This is a genomic window from uncultured Tateyamaria sp. (assembly GCF_947497045.1).
Lineage (GTDB): Bacteria > Pseudomonadota > Alphaproteobacteria > Rhodobacterales > Rhodobacteraceae > Tateyamaria.
Genome location: NZ_CANMEU010000007.1, coordinates 22932 through 36636, shown reverse-complemented (window position 1 = coordinate 36636; position 13705 = coordinate 22932). Strand labels below are relative to the sequence as shown.

Below are 13705 nucleotides of genomic sequence, written 5' to 3'. Positions count from 1 at the left end.
CTCAAATTCCGACCTGACCACAGCCAAATCGCTTCAGGTCAGCGCGTCCGCAATCCGTTGCGCCAATTGGGCCGACACATCCGCTTTGGACATGCGCGCCCATGTTTCCGCCCCCGCATCCGTGATCAGGGTGATCGCGTTCTCGGTCCCCCCCATGATGCCGGTTTCGGGAGAGACATCATTGGCCACGATCCAGTCGCACCCTTTGCGCAGCCGCTTGGCCGTTGCATTTTCGATCACATCATCCGTTTCGGCGGCAAAGCCCACAACCAGTCCGGGCCGTCCGTCGCCTAACTGCGCGACATGGGCAAGGATGTCGGGGTTTTCGGCAAAGCACAGTGTTGGCAGGTCACCCGCCTGTTTCTTCAACTTGCGCGCACTTGCATCCCGGATCCGCCAATCTGCGACCGCTGCGGCAAAGACAGCTGCATCCGCTGGCAACGCGTTATCCACCGCCGCCATCATCTCTGCGGCGGTCTGAACAGGCACCACATGTGCGCCCTGGGGCGGTGACACCTCAGCAGGGCCGGTGACAAAGACCACCTCGGCCCCCAAATCCACCAACGCCTGCCCCAAGGCCGTGCCTTGCGCGCCAGAGGACCGGTTCGCGATGTAGCGCACAGGATCGATCGGTTCGTGGGTTGGCCCGGAGGTGACGACAATGCGCTTGCCACTCAAAGGGCGCGGCCCGAAATGCGCCGTCACGGCCGCGACAATCTCAAGCGGTTCAGCCATGCGCCCCGGCCCGAATTCACCGCAGGCCATGTCCCCGTCATTGGGGCCGATAACGCTGACCCCATCCTGTTTGATCTGGGCCAGATTGCGCTGTGTGGCACCGTGATCCCACATGCGCACATTCATCGCCGGAGCAACCATGACAGGCGTATCCGTCGCCAACAGCAGGGTCGAGGCCAGATCATCTGCACGCCCCTGCGCCATCTTGGCCATGATATCCGCTGTGGCCGGAGCCACGAGGATAAGGTCCGCGGACCGGGACAGCTGGATATGCCCCATCTCGGCCTCATCTGTCAGGTCAAACAGGTCGCGGTAGACCTTGTGCCCGGCAAGGGCTGACACCGAAAGGGGTGTCACGAATTGCTCGGCCGCGCGGGTCAGAACGGGAGTGACATGCGCACCGCGTTCACGCAATCGGCGGATCAGGTCGAGCCCTTTGTAGGCCGCAATCCCCCCCGTCAGGATCAACAATATGCGTTTGTCTTGCAGCATGGGCCGTAGCTCCGGTCGTTCAGATCGCCCGACCATAGGCCGCACCTTGGCCAAGAACCAGCCCCACCGCATCCGAGAACCAACCGCAGGATTTTTGGAACCGAAAAGGCAGACCAATCAATCCGCAGTCTGAAATGCTGCGCATGGGTCTGCGCGGGTCACGCCGGGCGCATCCTTGATCAGATCGAAGGTTCCGGCGGGCGGCACCCCGTCTTCACCCTGCCCGATGCTGAGAACGGAAAGCGCGATGGGCGCCTGCGCCAGATAGACCGGCACACCCCAATCCGTGCGGGCATGCCCGTTGCCGGTGATGACCACAACCGGCCCGCCGGTCAATTCAAAGGCGCGCACGGCCATCTTGGCAAGTTGGGCGTCGCGCAGCCGTTGAATGTCGACCATGGCAGGCAGCATATCTGCGGGCAACGCATCGCAATGGGCCGTCATTTGCAAGGCCTCGCGCACCGCTTGCATCTCGGGGTCAAGGGCCGTGGTCAACCCGTAGGCACCCGCCCCTATGCCAAAGGCCGCCGCCACGCCGTCCGTCATCGCCCGGCGCGCAGCAGGACGTGGCACACCAGCCCCAAAAACACGGGCCTGCGGGGCCGCCGCAAAAATCGGATAGTACATTTCGAAATCAGGCCACCCGCTGGTCTCCCAATCAAACGCATCTGACAATGTCTGGAGGTCGCCCCCCGCGACATGGCGCGCTGCCTGTGCCTCGGTCAGCATTTCAAACACGAGGGCAGAAGGTTTAATCTGCGCAACGATGTCGGCCTGCGTGTTGTGGTGGGCGGGATTGTCATGGGCTTCGCCAATAATAACGACATCCGCACCATACAGGTCTGCCCAGACAGGCAGACCAATCAAACACACAAGCAGGGTGGCAAAATACCTCATGCGAGGAAGTGGTGAACCTCGCGGCTTTGATGCTCAAGCGATTTGCGCATCTTGCCGAATGCGGCAGCTTCAAGCTGGCGGACCCGCTCTTTGGAAAGGCTAAGCTCCTGACCCAGGCTTTCCAGCGTTCGAGGGGCATCGCGCAACTTGCGTTCACGCACGATGAACCGCTCACGCTCGTTGAGGGCCGCCATTGCCGACAACAACCATTCTCGCAGCTGCTCAGTGTCATGGGTATGCTCGACCGTTTCAGCGGCCTGGGCACTGTCATCTTCCAGCGCATCAATCCACTCGCGCCCTTCGTCATCAACGGACTGGGTCGCGTTCAGCGAATAATCGGAGCCGGACAGACGACCCTCCATCATCTCCACATCGTGGAGCGGCACACCAATCTCGGTCGAGATCATCTGGCGCAACTGGTGGCGATCAAGAGTTTCACCCGCCGACGCGCTTTCGCGTTCCAAGCGGGCCTGGACACGGCGCATGTTGAAGAACAGGGATTTCTGCGAAGAGGTCGAGCCGGTGCGCACCATCGACCAGTTGCGCATCACGTAATCCTGGATCGATGCCTTGATCCACCAAACCGCGTAGGTGGAAAAGCGCACGCCGCGATCCGGATCAAACTTGTCAGCCGCCTTCATCAGGCCCAGACCCGCCTCTTGGATCAGATCGTTCATCGGCGCGCCATAACGTTTGAATTTGGACGCCATCGAAATGGCAAGACGCATATAGGCGGTGATCAGACGATGCAGCGCGGCCTCGTCTCGTTCATCGCGCCAAGCATAGGCAAGACGCAACTCGGTCTCGGCATCAAGTAGTTCTGCTTTCATCGCAATGCGCGAAAGTGACATGTCGCGAACGTTGTCCAATGGCATACCATCATCCCTCTGAATGGTTGGTCTTGTTTTGCGCACTTACAATTACTACGCACGAACTCGGGAAACGGTTCACCGGAAAGACGAATAAATGTTGCCAGAGATGACATTTGTACTAGGCGGCGCGGCCTCCGGGAAATCGCAGGTGGCCGAATGTATGATTATTAACAGCGGGTTATCTCCTATTTATCTGGCAACAGCACGGGTATGGGATGACGAGGTGGACGCCAAAGTAATTCTACATCGCACCCGTCGAGGCCCCGAATGGCACACGATTGATGCCCCGATTGACGTCGCAACCCCTCTTGGGCTGGCGACCTCGTCGCAGGCGGTGTTGCTGGATTGCGCCACCATGTGGCTAACCAATGTCATACTGGCCGAACGGGATGTGGCGCAGGCGCAGGCCGATCTGCTGACCGCACTTGCAGCCTGCGCCGCGCCCGTGGTCGTTGTAAGCAATGAGGTGGGCCAGGGCATCGTGCCGGAGAACGCATTGGCCCGCAAATTTCGCGAGGCACAGGGACGGCTGAACATCGCCCTCGCCGCACAATCGGATTGCACGGTGCATGTGGTGGCGGGACTGGCCCGCACGCTCAAAGGAACGGCCCCATGACCACATGGCATTGGGTGCGCCACGGGCCGACACATCAAAAATCCTTCACTGGATGGCGGGATGTCGACGCAGACCTGTCCGATCAGGCCGCGATTGCGCGACTTTCAGATCACCTGCCCACGGATGCTCTGGTCATTTCCTCTGACCTCAAGCGGTCGATTGATACGGCCAACGCGCTGCAAGGCAGTCGCACACGGCTGGCGCATGACCCGGCGCTGCGGGAATTTCACTTTGGAACATGGGACGGGGTCCATTTCTCGGATGTGGCGGACAGGCATCCCACCCTCAGTCGCGCGTATTGGGAAAAACCCGGCGATCACGTCCCCCCGGGCGGCGAAAGCTGGAACATATCGGCCGCGCGGGTGGCAATGGCGGTGCGGCGGATCGAGGCGGCCCACCCGCGTGCGCACATCATCGCAGTGGCCCATTTCGGGGTGATCCTGACGCAGGTACAGGCGGTACTGGGCAAATCCGCCTATGATGTCCTCGGCCAAAAGATCGACAACCTCTCGGTGACCACCCTGCATCCCTCGTCCGGGCAAGCCTCCGTCATCAATCACTGTCCGTGATGACAGCCCGCACGAAACAGCGTTGGCCTGATAGCAGATAAACGGTTTAGCGTCCGCGCCATGACATATGATCTTTATATCGGCGATCGCACATTTTCGAGCTGGTCCTTGCGGGGCTGGCTGATGATGGAGAAATTCAACATCCCCCACCGGGTGAACATGATCGGGCTCTATGGCGGGACAATGGCAGAGGACATGGCCGCACTTGCACCTGCACGGCTGGTGCCGGCCATGCGCACACCGGATGGAACGGTTGTGGGCGAAAGCCTCGCCATGGCCGAAACGCTTGCCGAAGATCACCCCCAAGCGCAGATGTGGCCCGCAGCCCCGAACGCACGCGCCACCGCCCGCTGGCTTTGCGCCGAGATGGTGGGTGGGTTTCACGCGCTGCGCAGCGCCTGCCCCATGCAATTACAACACGTCAACGTGGGCTTTACTGCCTCCGATGCCGTCAAGGCGGACATCGCGCGGCTGGAAACCTTGTGGGCACATGCCGCCACCTTCAAATCCGAGGGGCCGTGGCTGTTCGGGGACTACACGCTGGCGGATGTGTTCTATGCGCCGGTCTGCGCGCGGATCGTTGGCTATGAGTTGCCCGTCAGCGACGCGATCCGGACCTATTGCACAGCGACAGTCGAGGACGCGGCGTTCAAATCATGGCGCGCCGAAGGGCTGAAAACCATATACGACCCCTTCCCGTACGACATGGGCACCACCACCGCAGATTGGCCCACCTGAACCTTTCATTGTTCCAAAATGCTCAAATCCCAACGCACGCATCCAAGCGTTAACCAATCCTAAACCACCCCCCGGTAGCCCTTAACCAAGAACCAGTTACCAAAGGGCAAGGATATGGTCGCACGCGCCTACACGGTTGCATTCCAAGGGGTCGAGGCGCGCGAAGTCGAAGTGCAATGCGCGCTGACCCCCGGCATGCCTGCGTTTTCTATCGTGGGCCTGCCGGACAAGGCCGTGTCCGAAGCGCGCGACCGGGTACGCACCGCTCTGACGGCCATGTCCATCGCGCTGCCGTCCAAGCGGATCACGATCAACCTGTCACCCGCCGACCTGCCCAAAGAGGGCTCGCATTTCGACCTGCCCATCGCGCTGGCCATGCTTGCGGCCCTGGGAATTCTACCCGAAGACACAGTCGAGGGCACCGTGGCCCTCGGCGAGTTGTCCCTTGATGGAACGCTTGTCCCAGTGGTGGGCGCTTTGCCCGCCGCAATGGCCGCCGCCGAACAGGATCGCGGGTTGCTCTGCCCCGCCGGATCCGGCTCCGAAGCCGCTTGGGTGGACGCAACCAAAGTCATTGCGGCCAAGTCGCTTGGCGACGTGATCCGCCATTATACCGGACAAGTGCCGCTGGAACCCGCCACAGCCGGACATGTGGCGCGCGGCACGGGAGCCCCCGATCTGGCAGATGTCAAAGGACAGGAACGCGCCAAACGCGCCCTCGAAGTGGCCGCAGCGGGGCGACACCACTTGCTGATGGTGGGCACGCCGGGCTCTGGCAAATCCATGCTGGCCGCGCGCCTGCCCGGCATCCTGCCACCGCTTTCCGCGATGGAAGCACTCGAGACGTCGATGATCCACTCGCTTGCCGGGTTGCTGGACGCGGGCGGCATTTCGATGGATCGCCCGTTTCGCGAACCTCATCACACCGCCTCGATGGCGGCAATCATCGGGGGCGGGCGCGGGGCAAAGCCGGGCGAAGCATCCTTGGCGCACAACGGCGTGCTGTTCATGGACGAATTCCCCGAGTTCCCGCGCACGGTCCTCGAAACCCTGCGCCAGCCGATCGAGACGGGCGAAGTGATGATCGCACGCGCCAACAATCATATCAAATATCCCTGCCGGTTCATGCTGGTGGCCGCAGCCAATCCCTGCAAATGCGGTTATCTCAGCGATGCAGCACGGGCCTGCGCGCGCGCGCCGGCATGCGGGGACGACTATATGGGCCGGATATCTGGCCCCCTGATGGACCGGTTCGATCTGCGCGTGGATGTGCCCCCGGTCTGCTACAGCGACCTTGACCTGCCCGCCTCGGGGGACAGCTCCGCCAGCGTCGCGGCACGTGTTGCAGCGGCGCGCGCGGTGCAAGCCACGCGGTTTGGCAACACGACGGCGCGATGCAACGCGGACCTGTCCGGGGCGGCGCTTGACGAACATGCCTCACCGGATGAGGACGGTCGCACCTTGCTGACACGGGTGGCTGACAGATTCGGATTGTCCGCGCGCGGCTACCACCGGGTGCTGCGGGTCGCGCGCACCATCGCGGACCTCGACGGGGCAACGCATGTGCGCAAACCCCATATCGCCGAGGCTGTCAGCTACCGCGTTGGCGCACTTGCACCGGTCTGAGGTCTATTCAAATCGGCAGCAGCAGACACAGCATGTTTATGCGCGTTTGGCCTCGATGGCGTCCCAGATCTTGCCTGCGATGTTCACACCGTCAAACCGCTCAAGTTCCTGAATGCCTGTGGGTGAGGTCACATTGATCTCGGTCAGATAATCACCAATCACGTCGATGCCGACAAAGATCTGGCCCTTTTCGCGCAACAGCGGACCAATGGCGGCGCAGATTTCGCGATCACGCGCGCTCAACCCGATCTTTTCGGGACGTCCCCCCACATGCATGTTAGACCGCGTTTCACCCGCCGCAGGCACGCGGTTGATCGCACCCACCGGCTCACCATCTACAAGGATCACGCGCTTGTCGCCATTGGACACATCCGGCAAAAACTTTTGAACGATCAAGGGCTCGCGCGAAAAACTGGCAAAGAGTTCATGCAGCGACGTCAGGTTGCGGTCATTGGCATCCAGACGGAACACCCCGGCTCCGCCATTTCCATAAAGCGGTTTCAGGATCACATCGGAATGTTTGGCCTTGAACGCCTTGATCGTGTCGAGGTCGCGCGCGATCGTGGTCGGGGGCGTGAGGTCAGGAAAATCCAGAACCAACAGCTTTTCCGGGAAATTGCGCACCCAGAACGGATCATTCACCACCAGCGTGCCCGGTGCCAGACGGTCCAGCAAATGGGTGGAGGTGATGTAGTGCATGTCAAACGGCGGGTCTTGCCGCAGCCAGACAACATCAAAATCGGCCAGATCCACCTCGCGCTCCGGCCCAAGGCGGGCGTGATCGTCCTGCACACGTTGAACGCTCAGATCATGGCCGCGCGCAGTAATGCGCCCTTCTTGGTAGGCGAGATGATCGGGGGTGTAAAAAAACAAGCTATGGCCACGCGCCTGCGCCTCTTCGGCGAGGCGAAAGCTGCTGTCCGCATTGATGTCAACGGCCCCAATCGGGTCCATCTGAAAGGCGATCTTCATGGGCATATCTCCGGCTTTGTCCCAGCTTAGATGGCCCACACGTCGCTTGTGCGCAATGGTATTGCACTGTGCGTCTGCGCACGGCGCTGTTGGCGAAGTCTAAAACACGTGCCCAAACGCATTTTCCACGATCTGCACAGCGCCTGTCGCATCCACAAGCGCCACGTCAAACCGCACGTCCGTCAGACTGCCATTTGGCATCTGTGCCAGATATTCCTCGCCCGTTGCATACAATCGACGGACCTGTGCGGCGGTCACATGCGACATCGCTGTTTCGAAATCCCGGCTTTTCTTGACCTCGACAAATACGATCCCATCCCCGTCATTCATCACCAGATCGATTTCGCCCCGCTTGCCGCGCCACCGGCTGTCGCGCAAAGGAAAGCCGCGCGCAGCATAGTCGCGCCTCACAATATCCTCGGCAGCAAGCCCCGCCAGATAAGACCGTCGCCCGCGATCCATGCGCGCCTGCACAACTGGGGTCGCCCCGGCAAAATCGGCATGTGCTTGTCGCGTCATCTGCGTATCCCTAGTTGCGGCGCGCCACGTCCAGCGCCTGCTGATAGATCTTCCGTTTCGACAGCCCGAATGTGTCCGCAACAAAGGCCGCTGCATCTTTGACCGACATGTCTTGCAACGCTGACTCTAGCGCCGATTCGATGTCTGTTTCCTTAATTTCCTCGACCTCACGTCGCCCGATCAGCACCACGACCTCACCTTTTACTGACAATCCATCATAAATTTCGGCCAATTCCCCCAAGGTACCATGCCGCTTCTCTTCAAATTTCTTGGTCAGTTCCCGACACACAACAGCCGGGCGGTCCGAACCGAGCACCTCGCTGGCATCCCGCAACAACGCCCCAACCCGCTTGGGGGACTCATAAAGCACCAACGTCGCCTGCACGCCGACAAGGGCGCGCAGCGCGGTTTGCCTTGCCCCACGTGCATTTGGCAAAAATCCACCGAAATGGAATGCATCCGTCGGCAATCCGCCCACAACAAGAGCGGTCAGAACCGCAGATGGCCCCGGTGCGCACGTCACTGCCACGTCCGCTGCACGCGCCGCCCGGCCCAACTCAAACCCGGGGTCTGCAATCAAGGGCATGCCCGCCTCGGATGCATAGGCCACGCTTTCACCGCCTGCTGCACGCGCGACCAACCGATCAACCGATCCGGGGCCCGAGTGATCGTGCAACGCCTCGATCCGCCGCCCATCCAGCGGGACGCCGTGAATATCCATCAGCTTGCGCAGCGATCGCGTGTCTTCAGCCACAAGCACATCCGCCGAAGCGAGCACATCAAGCGCGCGCAACGTGATGTCGCGGGCCGTCCCGATGGGCACACCCACAAACCAGATCCCCGGGCTCAGGGCGAGTTTGACATGATTCAACGCTGGACCCGCCTTTCGTGACGTCTATTATCCGCCACATAAAGGCGGGCGGCCTATGGTACGCCCCAAAAGTTGGGAGTGACAGTCATCATGTTTGCGTTTTTCAAAACCCTGCGCAAGGTAACCCGTCGTGCATTCATCCTGCCGGTGGCCGCTTTGACGCTGGCCGCCTGCGATCCGGTCGATCTGGGCGGACTCACGGGGGGCGGCAACAGCGGGCCGCGCATCGACGCCTCTCAACCGATCCCGGTGGCCCTGCTCGTGCCGCGCGGGTCGGGCCAGGGGGGCGATGAGCTTTTGGCCCAAAACCTTGAAAACGCAGCGCGTCTGGCGATCCGTGACCTGAACGGGGTGCAGATTGACCTGCGGGTCTATGGCACTGCGGGCAACGCACAAACAGCGGCCAGCCAAGCAGCCCAGGCCGTCAATGACGGTGCCCAGATTATCCTTGGCCCGCTTTATGCGGAGGCGGCGAATGCGGCGGGCGTGGCGGTGGCAGCCCAGAACGTCAACGTCCTCGCCTTCTCGAACAACACGACCATCGCAGGGGGCAACGTGTTTGTGCTGGGGTCTACCTTTGCCAACACGGCCAACCGATTGGTGAGCTATTCGAAATCCCAGGGCCGTGACCGGATCGTGGTGGTGCATGCGCAGGATGTTGCCGGGCAATTGGGGCGCAATGCGATCCAGCAGGCGATCTCGCGCAATGGGGCAACCTTGGCAGGCACCGTCGACTACCCCCTGTCCCAACAAGGGCTGATCGCCGCCGTGCCACGGGTCAAAGCCGCAGTGGACAATTCAGGGGCCAACAGCGTGTTCCTGACAGCCGCGCCCGCCGCCGGGCTGCCATTGTTGACGCAACTTTTGCCCGAAGCCGGGGTGACCCCCGGAACGACCCAGTTCCTCGGGCTGACCCGGTGGGACATTCCGCGCCAGACCCTTGATCTGCCCGGTGTGCAGGGGGGCTGGTTCGCCTTGCCCGACCCAAGCCGGGCCGCGGCGTTCAGATCGCAGTATCAGGCCGCATATGGGGATGCGCCCCACCCCCTGGCGGGTCTTGCCTTTGACGGAATCGCAGCAGTGGGGGCCTTGGCCAGCAGCGGCAAAGCAAACGCCTTGTCGACCGCGGCGCTGACCCAAGGGTCCGGGTTTCAGGGCGCAACGGGCATCTTCCGCCTGCGCGGCGACGGAACCAACGAGCGCGGGCTTGCGATTGCGACTGTACAGAACAATCAGGTTGCGATCATCAGCCCCGCACCGCGCGGCTTTGGCGGCGGCGGTTTCTGATCCCGCCAGCCTGACAGGAGCATGACGTGACCCAATCTGCACTAAGTGCCCCTGTCGTGATGCCCGATGCGCTGATTTGCGACCCAAGTGATATCTTTGACAGCGCCGCCTTCGACGCGGTGCTGTCCCGAGCCCACAAGATGTCGCAAACCGATGCGCGCACGGCCATTGTGACCCACCTAAAGGCCGCACAAAAGACCGGGCGGGTGCAGATTGCGGATGGCTTTCGCGCTACCCCGTTTCAATCGCGCCCCACAACCAGAGCCTATACCTATCTGACAGATTGTCTGGTCAATGCAGCCCTGCGCACGGCCCAAGAGCTGATGTTTCAAAACCCAAACCCGACCACAGGCGAGCGTCTGGCCGTGATGGCTGTGGGCGGGTATGGGCGCGGCGAGATGGCCCCGTTCTCGGATGTCGATCTGCTGTTCCTGACACCTCACAAGATCACCCCATGGGCCGAGAGCGTGATCGAAGCAACGTTGTATATCCTGTGGGACCTCAAGCTGAAAGTGGGCCATTCGAGCCGAACGGTGCGCGATTGTCTGCGCCTTGGCGCAGAAGACTTCACCATCCGCACCGCTATGCTCGAGCATCGGTTTTTGTTCGGGGATGCAGCCCTCGCGGCCAAGCTGGATACCCGCCTGCGCGCGGACCTGTTCAAAGGCACCGAGCAAGATTTTATCGAAGCCAAACTCGCCGAACGCGACGCCCGCCACGAACGCCAGGGGCAACGCTATGTGGTGGAACCAAACGTCAAAGAAGGAAAGGGCGGTCTGCGCGACCTGCAATCCCTGTTCTGGATCGGCAAGTATATCCACAAGGTGCAGGACGCCGCCGACCTTGTCCCGTTGGGTCTGTTCACCGCCGAGGAGTTCACCGATTTCGTCGCCGCCGAGGACTTTCTGTGGGCGACCCGCTGCCACCTACACCTGCTGACCAATCGTCCCACCGAACAACTGACTTTCGACATGCAGGCCGCTGTGGCCGAAGCGATGGGATATGAGGACAAGGCCGGGCGACGTGGGGTCGAACTTTTCATGCAAGCCTATTTCCTGCATGCGACCCAGGTGGGCGATCTGACCCGTATTTTCCTCACGAAACTCGAATCGGTTCACCTCAAGGCCGAACCTCTGCTGGAGCGGCTGTTCAAACGCAAACCACGGGTCAAAGCGGGTTACGCGGTGATCCACAACCGCCTTGCCGTCAAGGACGAAGCCGGATTTCTGTCGGACAAGCTGAACCTGCTGCGCATCTTTGAGGAGGCATTGCGCACGGGCATGTTGATCCACCCCGATGCGATGCGTCTGATCAAATCCAACCTTGATCTGATCGACGATGACCTGCGCACGACGCCCGAAGCACGGCGGATCTTCCTTGATCTGCTGCTGAAACACGGCAATCCCGAACGGGCCTTGCGTCGCATGAACGAACTGGGGGTTCTATCCGCGTTTATCCCCGAGTTCGAACCCATCGTGGCGATGATGCAGTTCAACATGTACCACGCATACACCGTCGACGAACATACGATCCAGTGCATCGCGCAGCTGGCCATGATCGAAAAGGGCGAATTGGTCGAGGACCTGCCCGTCGCCTCAAACATCCTCAAGCGCGGGGTGAACCGTCGGGTGCTTTATGTGGCCTTGCTGCTCCATGATATTGGTAAAGGGCGGGCGGAAGACCACTCGATCCTCGGGGCGCAGATGGTGCGCAAGATCGCCCCGCGTCTGGGGCTGAAACAAGAGGACGTAGAGACCGTTGAATGGCTGGTGCGCTATCACCTGTTGATGTCGGACATGGCCCAGAAGCGCGATATTGCCGATCCGCGCACGGTGCGCGACTTTGCCAAGGCGGTGCAGACCGTCAAGCGGCTGGAATTGCTTTGTGTGCTGACAGTCTGCGATATTCGGGGGGTCGGCCCGAACACATGGAACAACTGGAAGGCCGTCCTGATCCGCGCCCTCTATCGCCAGACCAAACGCGCACTTGAGGACGGGATGGAGGCGCTGAACCGCGACAACCGCGGGGTCGAGGCCAAAAAGGCGCTGCGCGCCGAACTTATCGATTGGCCACGCAAGGATATACAGGTCGAAACCGCGCGCCATTACGATCCCTACTGGCAGGGGCTGCATGTGACGGCCCATGTCGTCTTTGCGCGTATGTTGCGCGATATCGGCGAGAACGAGATCGTCATGGATCTGCACCCCGACGAGGATCGCGATGCGACCCGCGCCTGTTTCGTGATGCCGGATCATCCGGGTATCTTTGCCCGACTGACGGGGGCCCTCGCGCTGGTCGGGGCCAATGTGGTTGATGCCCGCAGTTACACCACCACGGACGGATTTATCACCGATGCGTTCTGGATTCAGGATGCGGACGGCAACCCCTATGACGCCGCCCGCCTGCCCCGCCTGCGCAAGATGATCGAACGCACGCTCGCGGGCGAGGTTGTCACCCGTGAGGCCATCAAGGACCGCGACAAGGTCAAAAAACGCGAAAAGGCGTTCCGCGTTCCGACCCACATCACCTTCGACAACGACGGGTCCGACATCTACACCATCATCGAGGTTGACACCCGAGACCGCCCCGGCCTGTTGCACGATCTGACGCGCACGCTTGCGGCCTCAAACGTCTACATCGCCAACGCGGTCATCGCGACCTACGGCGAACAGGTGGTCGACACGTTCTATGTCAAGGACATGTTCGGGCTGAAATACTACTCAGAGGCCAAGCAGAGGACGCTCGAAAAGCGGCTGCGGGCCGCCATTGCCGAAGGGGTGGAGCGGGCGGAGATCTGAGCGTCCGCGCCCCTCATCTCAGACAGACTATAGCATTCTGGCGGCCTGCTCCACGGCTTTGGCCAGTACGTGGGGGAAAATGACCCGACGCAGCCGATGATCTGCGATCACTCAACGAAACGGCCAATTGGCATGCCGCTTTACTGGGGTGGCAAAGACCGGCGCTGCGTCAGAAACCTGATCCTTGCCGACGTCCAACAGGTCCATCTCTGCACCGGCTTTCCTCGGGTCAAGTGCCCCCTCGCGATATGCGCGATACGGTTTGGACGCCTTGAAACCACCATTGGGCGCAGACACCGCCAGCCTGTAGCGGGTGGTCCGGATGTTTCGTTGCACATCGCGGATCAACTTGGGCAACTTCGCGTCGGCATAAAGCACCACATAAATCTCATCGAGATAGGTGCGGTCACGGCCATCCGGGTCGCGACCTCTGCCGTGGGTATCCCGTATTTGGCCGCAATCATCCGCGCGCCTTGACCGACAACCTGTTGCGACATTTCACATGGGCTCGGTGATGGTGCGAGAAATGCCACGCCTCTCCGAGCGTCATCCGATCCATGAAGCGGTTCACAGACTTTCGCACCAGAGTGGCCCAGCAAGAATTTGTCCAACCAATCACCTGACTCAAGCCAACAATGGACAGGATAACCGGAATAGCGACGATCAGCCCGATGATATCGATGATACGGTTCATGGCCGGTTTCTCTCTGACG

The 13705-nt window shown here is 61.1% G+C and carries 14 protein-coding genes; 6 read left to right on the top strand and 8 right to left on the bottom strand.

Annotation, left to right across the window (positions count from 1 at the left end; genetic code table 11):
• Window positions 1-33 precede the first annotated feature (33 nt).
• From coaBC to Q0859_RS14330, 3 genes are all read right to left on the bottom strand, one after another.
• Complete coding sequence (gene coaBC, locus Q0859_RS14340) at window positions 34-1227, bottom strand: bifunctional phosphopantothenoylcysteine decarboxylase/phosphopantothenate--cysteine ligase CoaBC (RefSeq protein ID WP_299152185.1); 1194 nt, start codon at window positions 1225-1227, stop codon at window positions 34-36.
• A 117-nt stretch (window positions 1228-1344) separates the two neighbouring features.
• On the bottom strand, window positions 1345-2124 hold the full coding sequence (locus Q0859_RS14335) for a ChaN family lipoprotein (RefSeq protein WP_299152184.1): 780 nt from the start codon (window positions 2122-2124) through the stop codon (window positions 1345-1347).
• Window positions 2121-2999 carry an RNA polymerase factor sigma-32 gene (locus tag Q0859_RS14330; RefSeq protein ID WP_299152183.1) on the bottom strand — a complete coding sequence of 293 codons (879 nt, stop codon included), beginning with the start codon at window positions 2997-2999 and terminating at the stop codon, window positions 2121-2123. The genes Q0859_RS14335 and Q0859_RS14330 overlap by 4 nt, the downstream gene beginning before the upstream one ends.
• A gap of 103 nt (window positions 3000-3102) precedes the next feature.
• Between Q0859_RS14330 and cobU the strand changes: the two genes are divergently transcribed.
• The 4 genes from cobU to Q0859_RS14310 all read left to right on the top strand — a co-directional run bounded on the left by cobU (window position 3103) and on the right by Q0859_RS14310 (window position 6545).
• Complete coding sequence (gene cobU, locus Q0859_RS14325) at window positions 3103-3612, top strand: bifunctional adenosylcobinamide kinase/adenosylcobinamide-phosphate guanylyltransferase (RefSeq protein ID WP_299152182.1); 510 nt, start codon at window positions 3103-3105, stop codon at window positions 3610-3612.
• The gene (locus tag Q0859_RS14320; RefSeq protein WP_299152181.1) at window positions 3609-4181 is read left to right on the top strand and encodes a histidine phosphatase family protein; all 573 of its coding nucleotides are present in this window, start codon (window positions 3609-3611) and stop codon (window positions 4179-4181) included. Before cobU ends, Q0859_RS14320 begins: the two co-directional genes overlap by 4 nt.
• Before the next feature lie 60 nt (window positions 4182-4241).
• Window positions 4242-4919 carry a glutathione S-transferase gene (locus tag Q0859_RS14315; protein WP_299152180.1) on the top strand — a complete coding sequence of 226 codons (678 nt, stop codon included), beginning with the start codon at window positions 4242-4244 and terminating at the stop codon, window positions 4917-4919.
• 114 nt (window positions 4920-5033) lie between these two features.
• A complete protein-coding gene (locus Q0859_RS14310) occupies window positions 5034-6545 on the top strand; it encodes a YifB family Mg chelatase-like AAA ATPase (RefSeq protein WP_299152179.1) in 1512 nt (503 codons plus the stop codon).
• A gap of 36 nt (window positions 6546-6581) precedes the next feature.
• Here Q0859_RS14310 and gshB read toward each other — a convergent pair whose 3' ends face one another.
• From gshB to rsmI, 3 genes are all read right to left on the bottom strand, one after another.
• Window positions 6582-7517, bottom strand: a complete 936-nt coding sequence (gshB, locus tag Q0859_RS14305; protein WP_299152177.1) for a glutathione synthase — start codon at window positions 7515-7517, stop codon at window positions 6582-6584.
• 99 nt (window positions 7518-7616) lie between these two features.
• A complete protein-coding gene (locus Q0859_RS14300; RefSeq protein ID WP_299152176.1) occupies window positions 7617-8036 on the bottom strand; it encodes a YraN family protein in 420 nt (139 codons plus the stop codon).
• Between the two features lie 10 nt (window positions 8037-8046).
• On the bottom strand, window positions 8047-8907 hold the full coding sequence (rsmI, locus tag Q0859_RS14295) for a 16S rRNA (cytidine(1402)-2'-O)-methyltransferase (protein ID WP_299152174.1): 861 nt from the start codon (window positions 8905-8907) through the stop codon (window positions 8047-8049).
• A 90-nt stretch (window positions 8908-8997) separates the two neighbouring features.
• Between rsmI and Q0859_RS14290 the strand changes: the two genes are divergently transcribed.
• Together Q0859_RS14290 and Q0859_RS14285 are read left to right on the top strand one after the other, a co-directional pair.
• Complete coding sequence (locus tag Q0859_RS14290) at window positions 8998-10194, top strand: penicillin-binding protein activator (RefSeq protein ID WP_299152173.1); 1197 nt, start codon at window positions 8998-9000, stop codon at window positions 10192-10194.
• Window positions 10195-10253: 59 nt separating this feature from the next.
• Complete coding sequence (locus tag Q0859_RS14285; RefSeq protein ID WP_299152542.1) at window positions 10254-12992, top strand: [protein-PII] uridylyltransferase; 2739 nt, start codon at window positions 10254-10256, stop codon at window positions 12990-12992.
• A 111-nt stretch (window positions 12993-13103) separates the two neighbouring features.
• Here the strand turns inward: Q0859_RS14285 and Q0859_RS14280 are convergent, their stop codons facing one another.
• Both Q0859_RS14280 and Q0859_RS14275 read right to left on the bottom strand, forming a co-directional pair.
• Complete coding sequence (locus tag Q0859_RS14280; protein WP_299152164.1) at window positions 13104-13370, bottom strand: hypothetical protein; 267 nt, start codon at window positions 13368-13370, stop codon at window positions 13104-13106.
• 82 nt (window positions 13371-13452) lie between these two features.
• Window positions 13453-13686, bottom strand: a complete 234-nt coding sequence (locus Q0859_RS14275) for a hypothetical protein (protein WP_299152163.1) — start codon at window positions 13684-13686, stop codon at window positions 13453-13455.
• Between the last annotated feature and the right edge of the window lie 19 nt (window positions 13687-13705).

Bases quoted from the DNA above. Each gene is read 5' to 3' on its own strand.
- Q0859_RS14275 (WP_299152163.1), bottom strand. From the start codon at position 13,686: ATGAACCGTATCATCGATATCATCGGGCTGATCGTCGCTATTCCGGTT.
- cobU (WP_299152182.1), top strand. From the start codon at position 3,103: ATGACATTTGTACTAGGCGGCGCGGCCTCCGGGAAATCGCAGGTGGCC.
- Q0859_RS14290 (WP_299152173.1), top strand. From the start codon at position 8,998: ATGTTTGCGTTTTTCAAAACCCTGCGCAAGGTAACCCGTCGTGCATTC.
- gshB (WP_299152177.1), bottom strand. From the start codon at position 7,517: ATGAAGATCGCCTTTCAGATGGACCCGATTGGGGCCGTTGACATCAAT.
- Q0859_RS14320 (WP_299152181.1), top strand. From the start codon at position 3,609: ATGACCACATGGCATTGGGTGCGCCACGGGCCGACACATCAAAAATCC.
- Q0859_RS14335 (WP_299152184.1), bottom strand. From the start codon at position 2,124: ATGAGGTATTTTGCCACCCTGCTTGTGTGTTTGATTGGTCTGCCTGTC.
- Q0859_RS14315 (WP_299152180.1), top strand. From the start codon at position 4,242: ATGACATATGATCTTTATATCGGCGATCGCACATTTTCGAGCTGGTCC.
- Q0859_RS14285 (WP_299152542.1), top strand. From the start codon at position 10,254: ATGCCCGATGCGCTGATTTGCGACCCAAGTGATATCTTTGACAGCGCC.
- coaBC (WP_299152185.1), bottom strand. From the start codon at position 1,227: ATGCTGCAAGACAAACGCATATTGTTGATCCTGACGGGGGGGATTGCG.
- Q0859_RS14310 (WP_299152179.1), top strand. From the start codon at position 5,034: ATGGTCGCACGCGCCTACACGGTTGCATTCCAAGGGGTCGAGGCGCGC.
- Q0859_RS14300 (WP_299152176.1), bottom strand. From the start codon at position 8,036: ATGACGCGACAAGCACATGCCGATTTTGCCGGGGCGACCCCAGTTGTG.
- Q0859_RS14330 (WP_299152183.1), bottom strand. From the start codon at position 2,999: ATGCCATTGGACAACGTTCGCGACATGTCACTTTCGCGCATTGCGATG.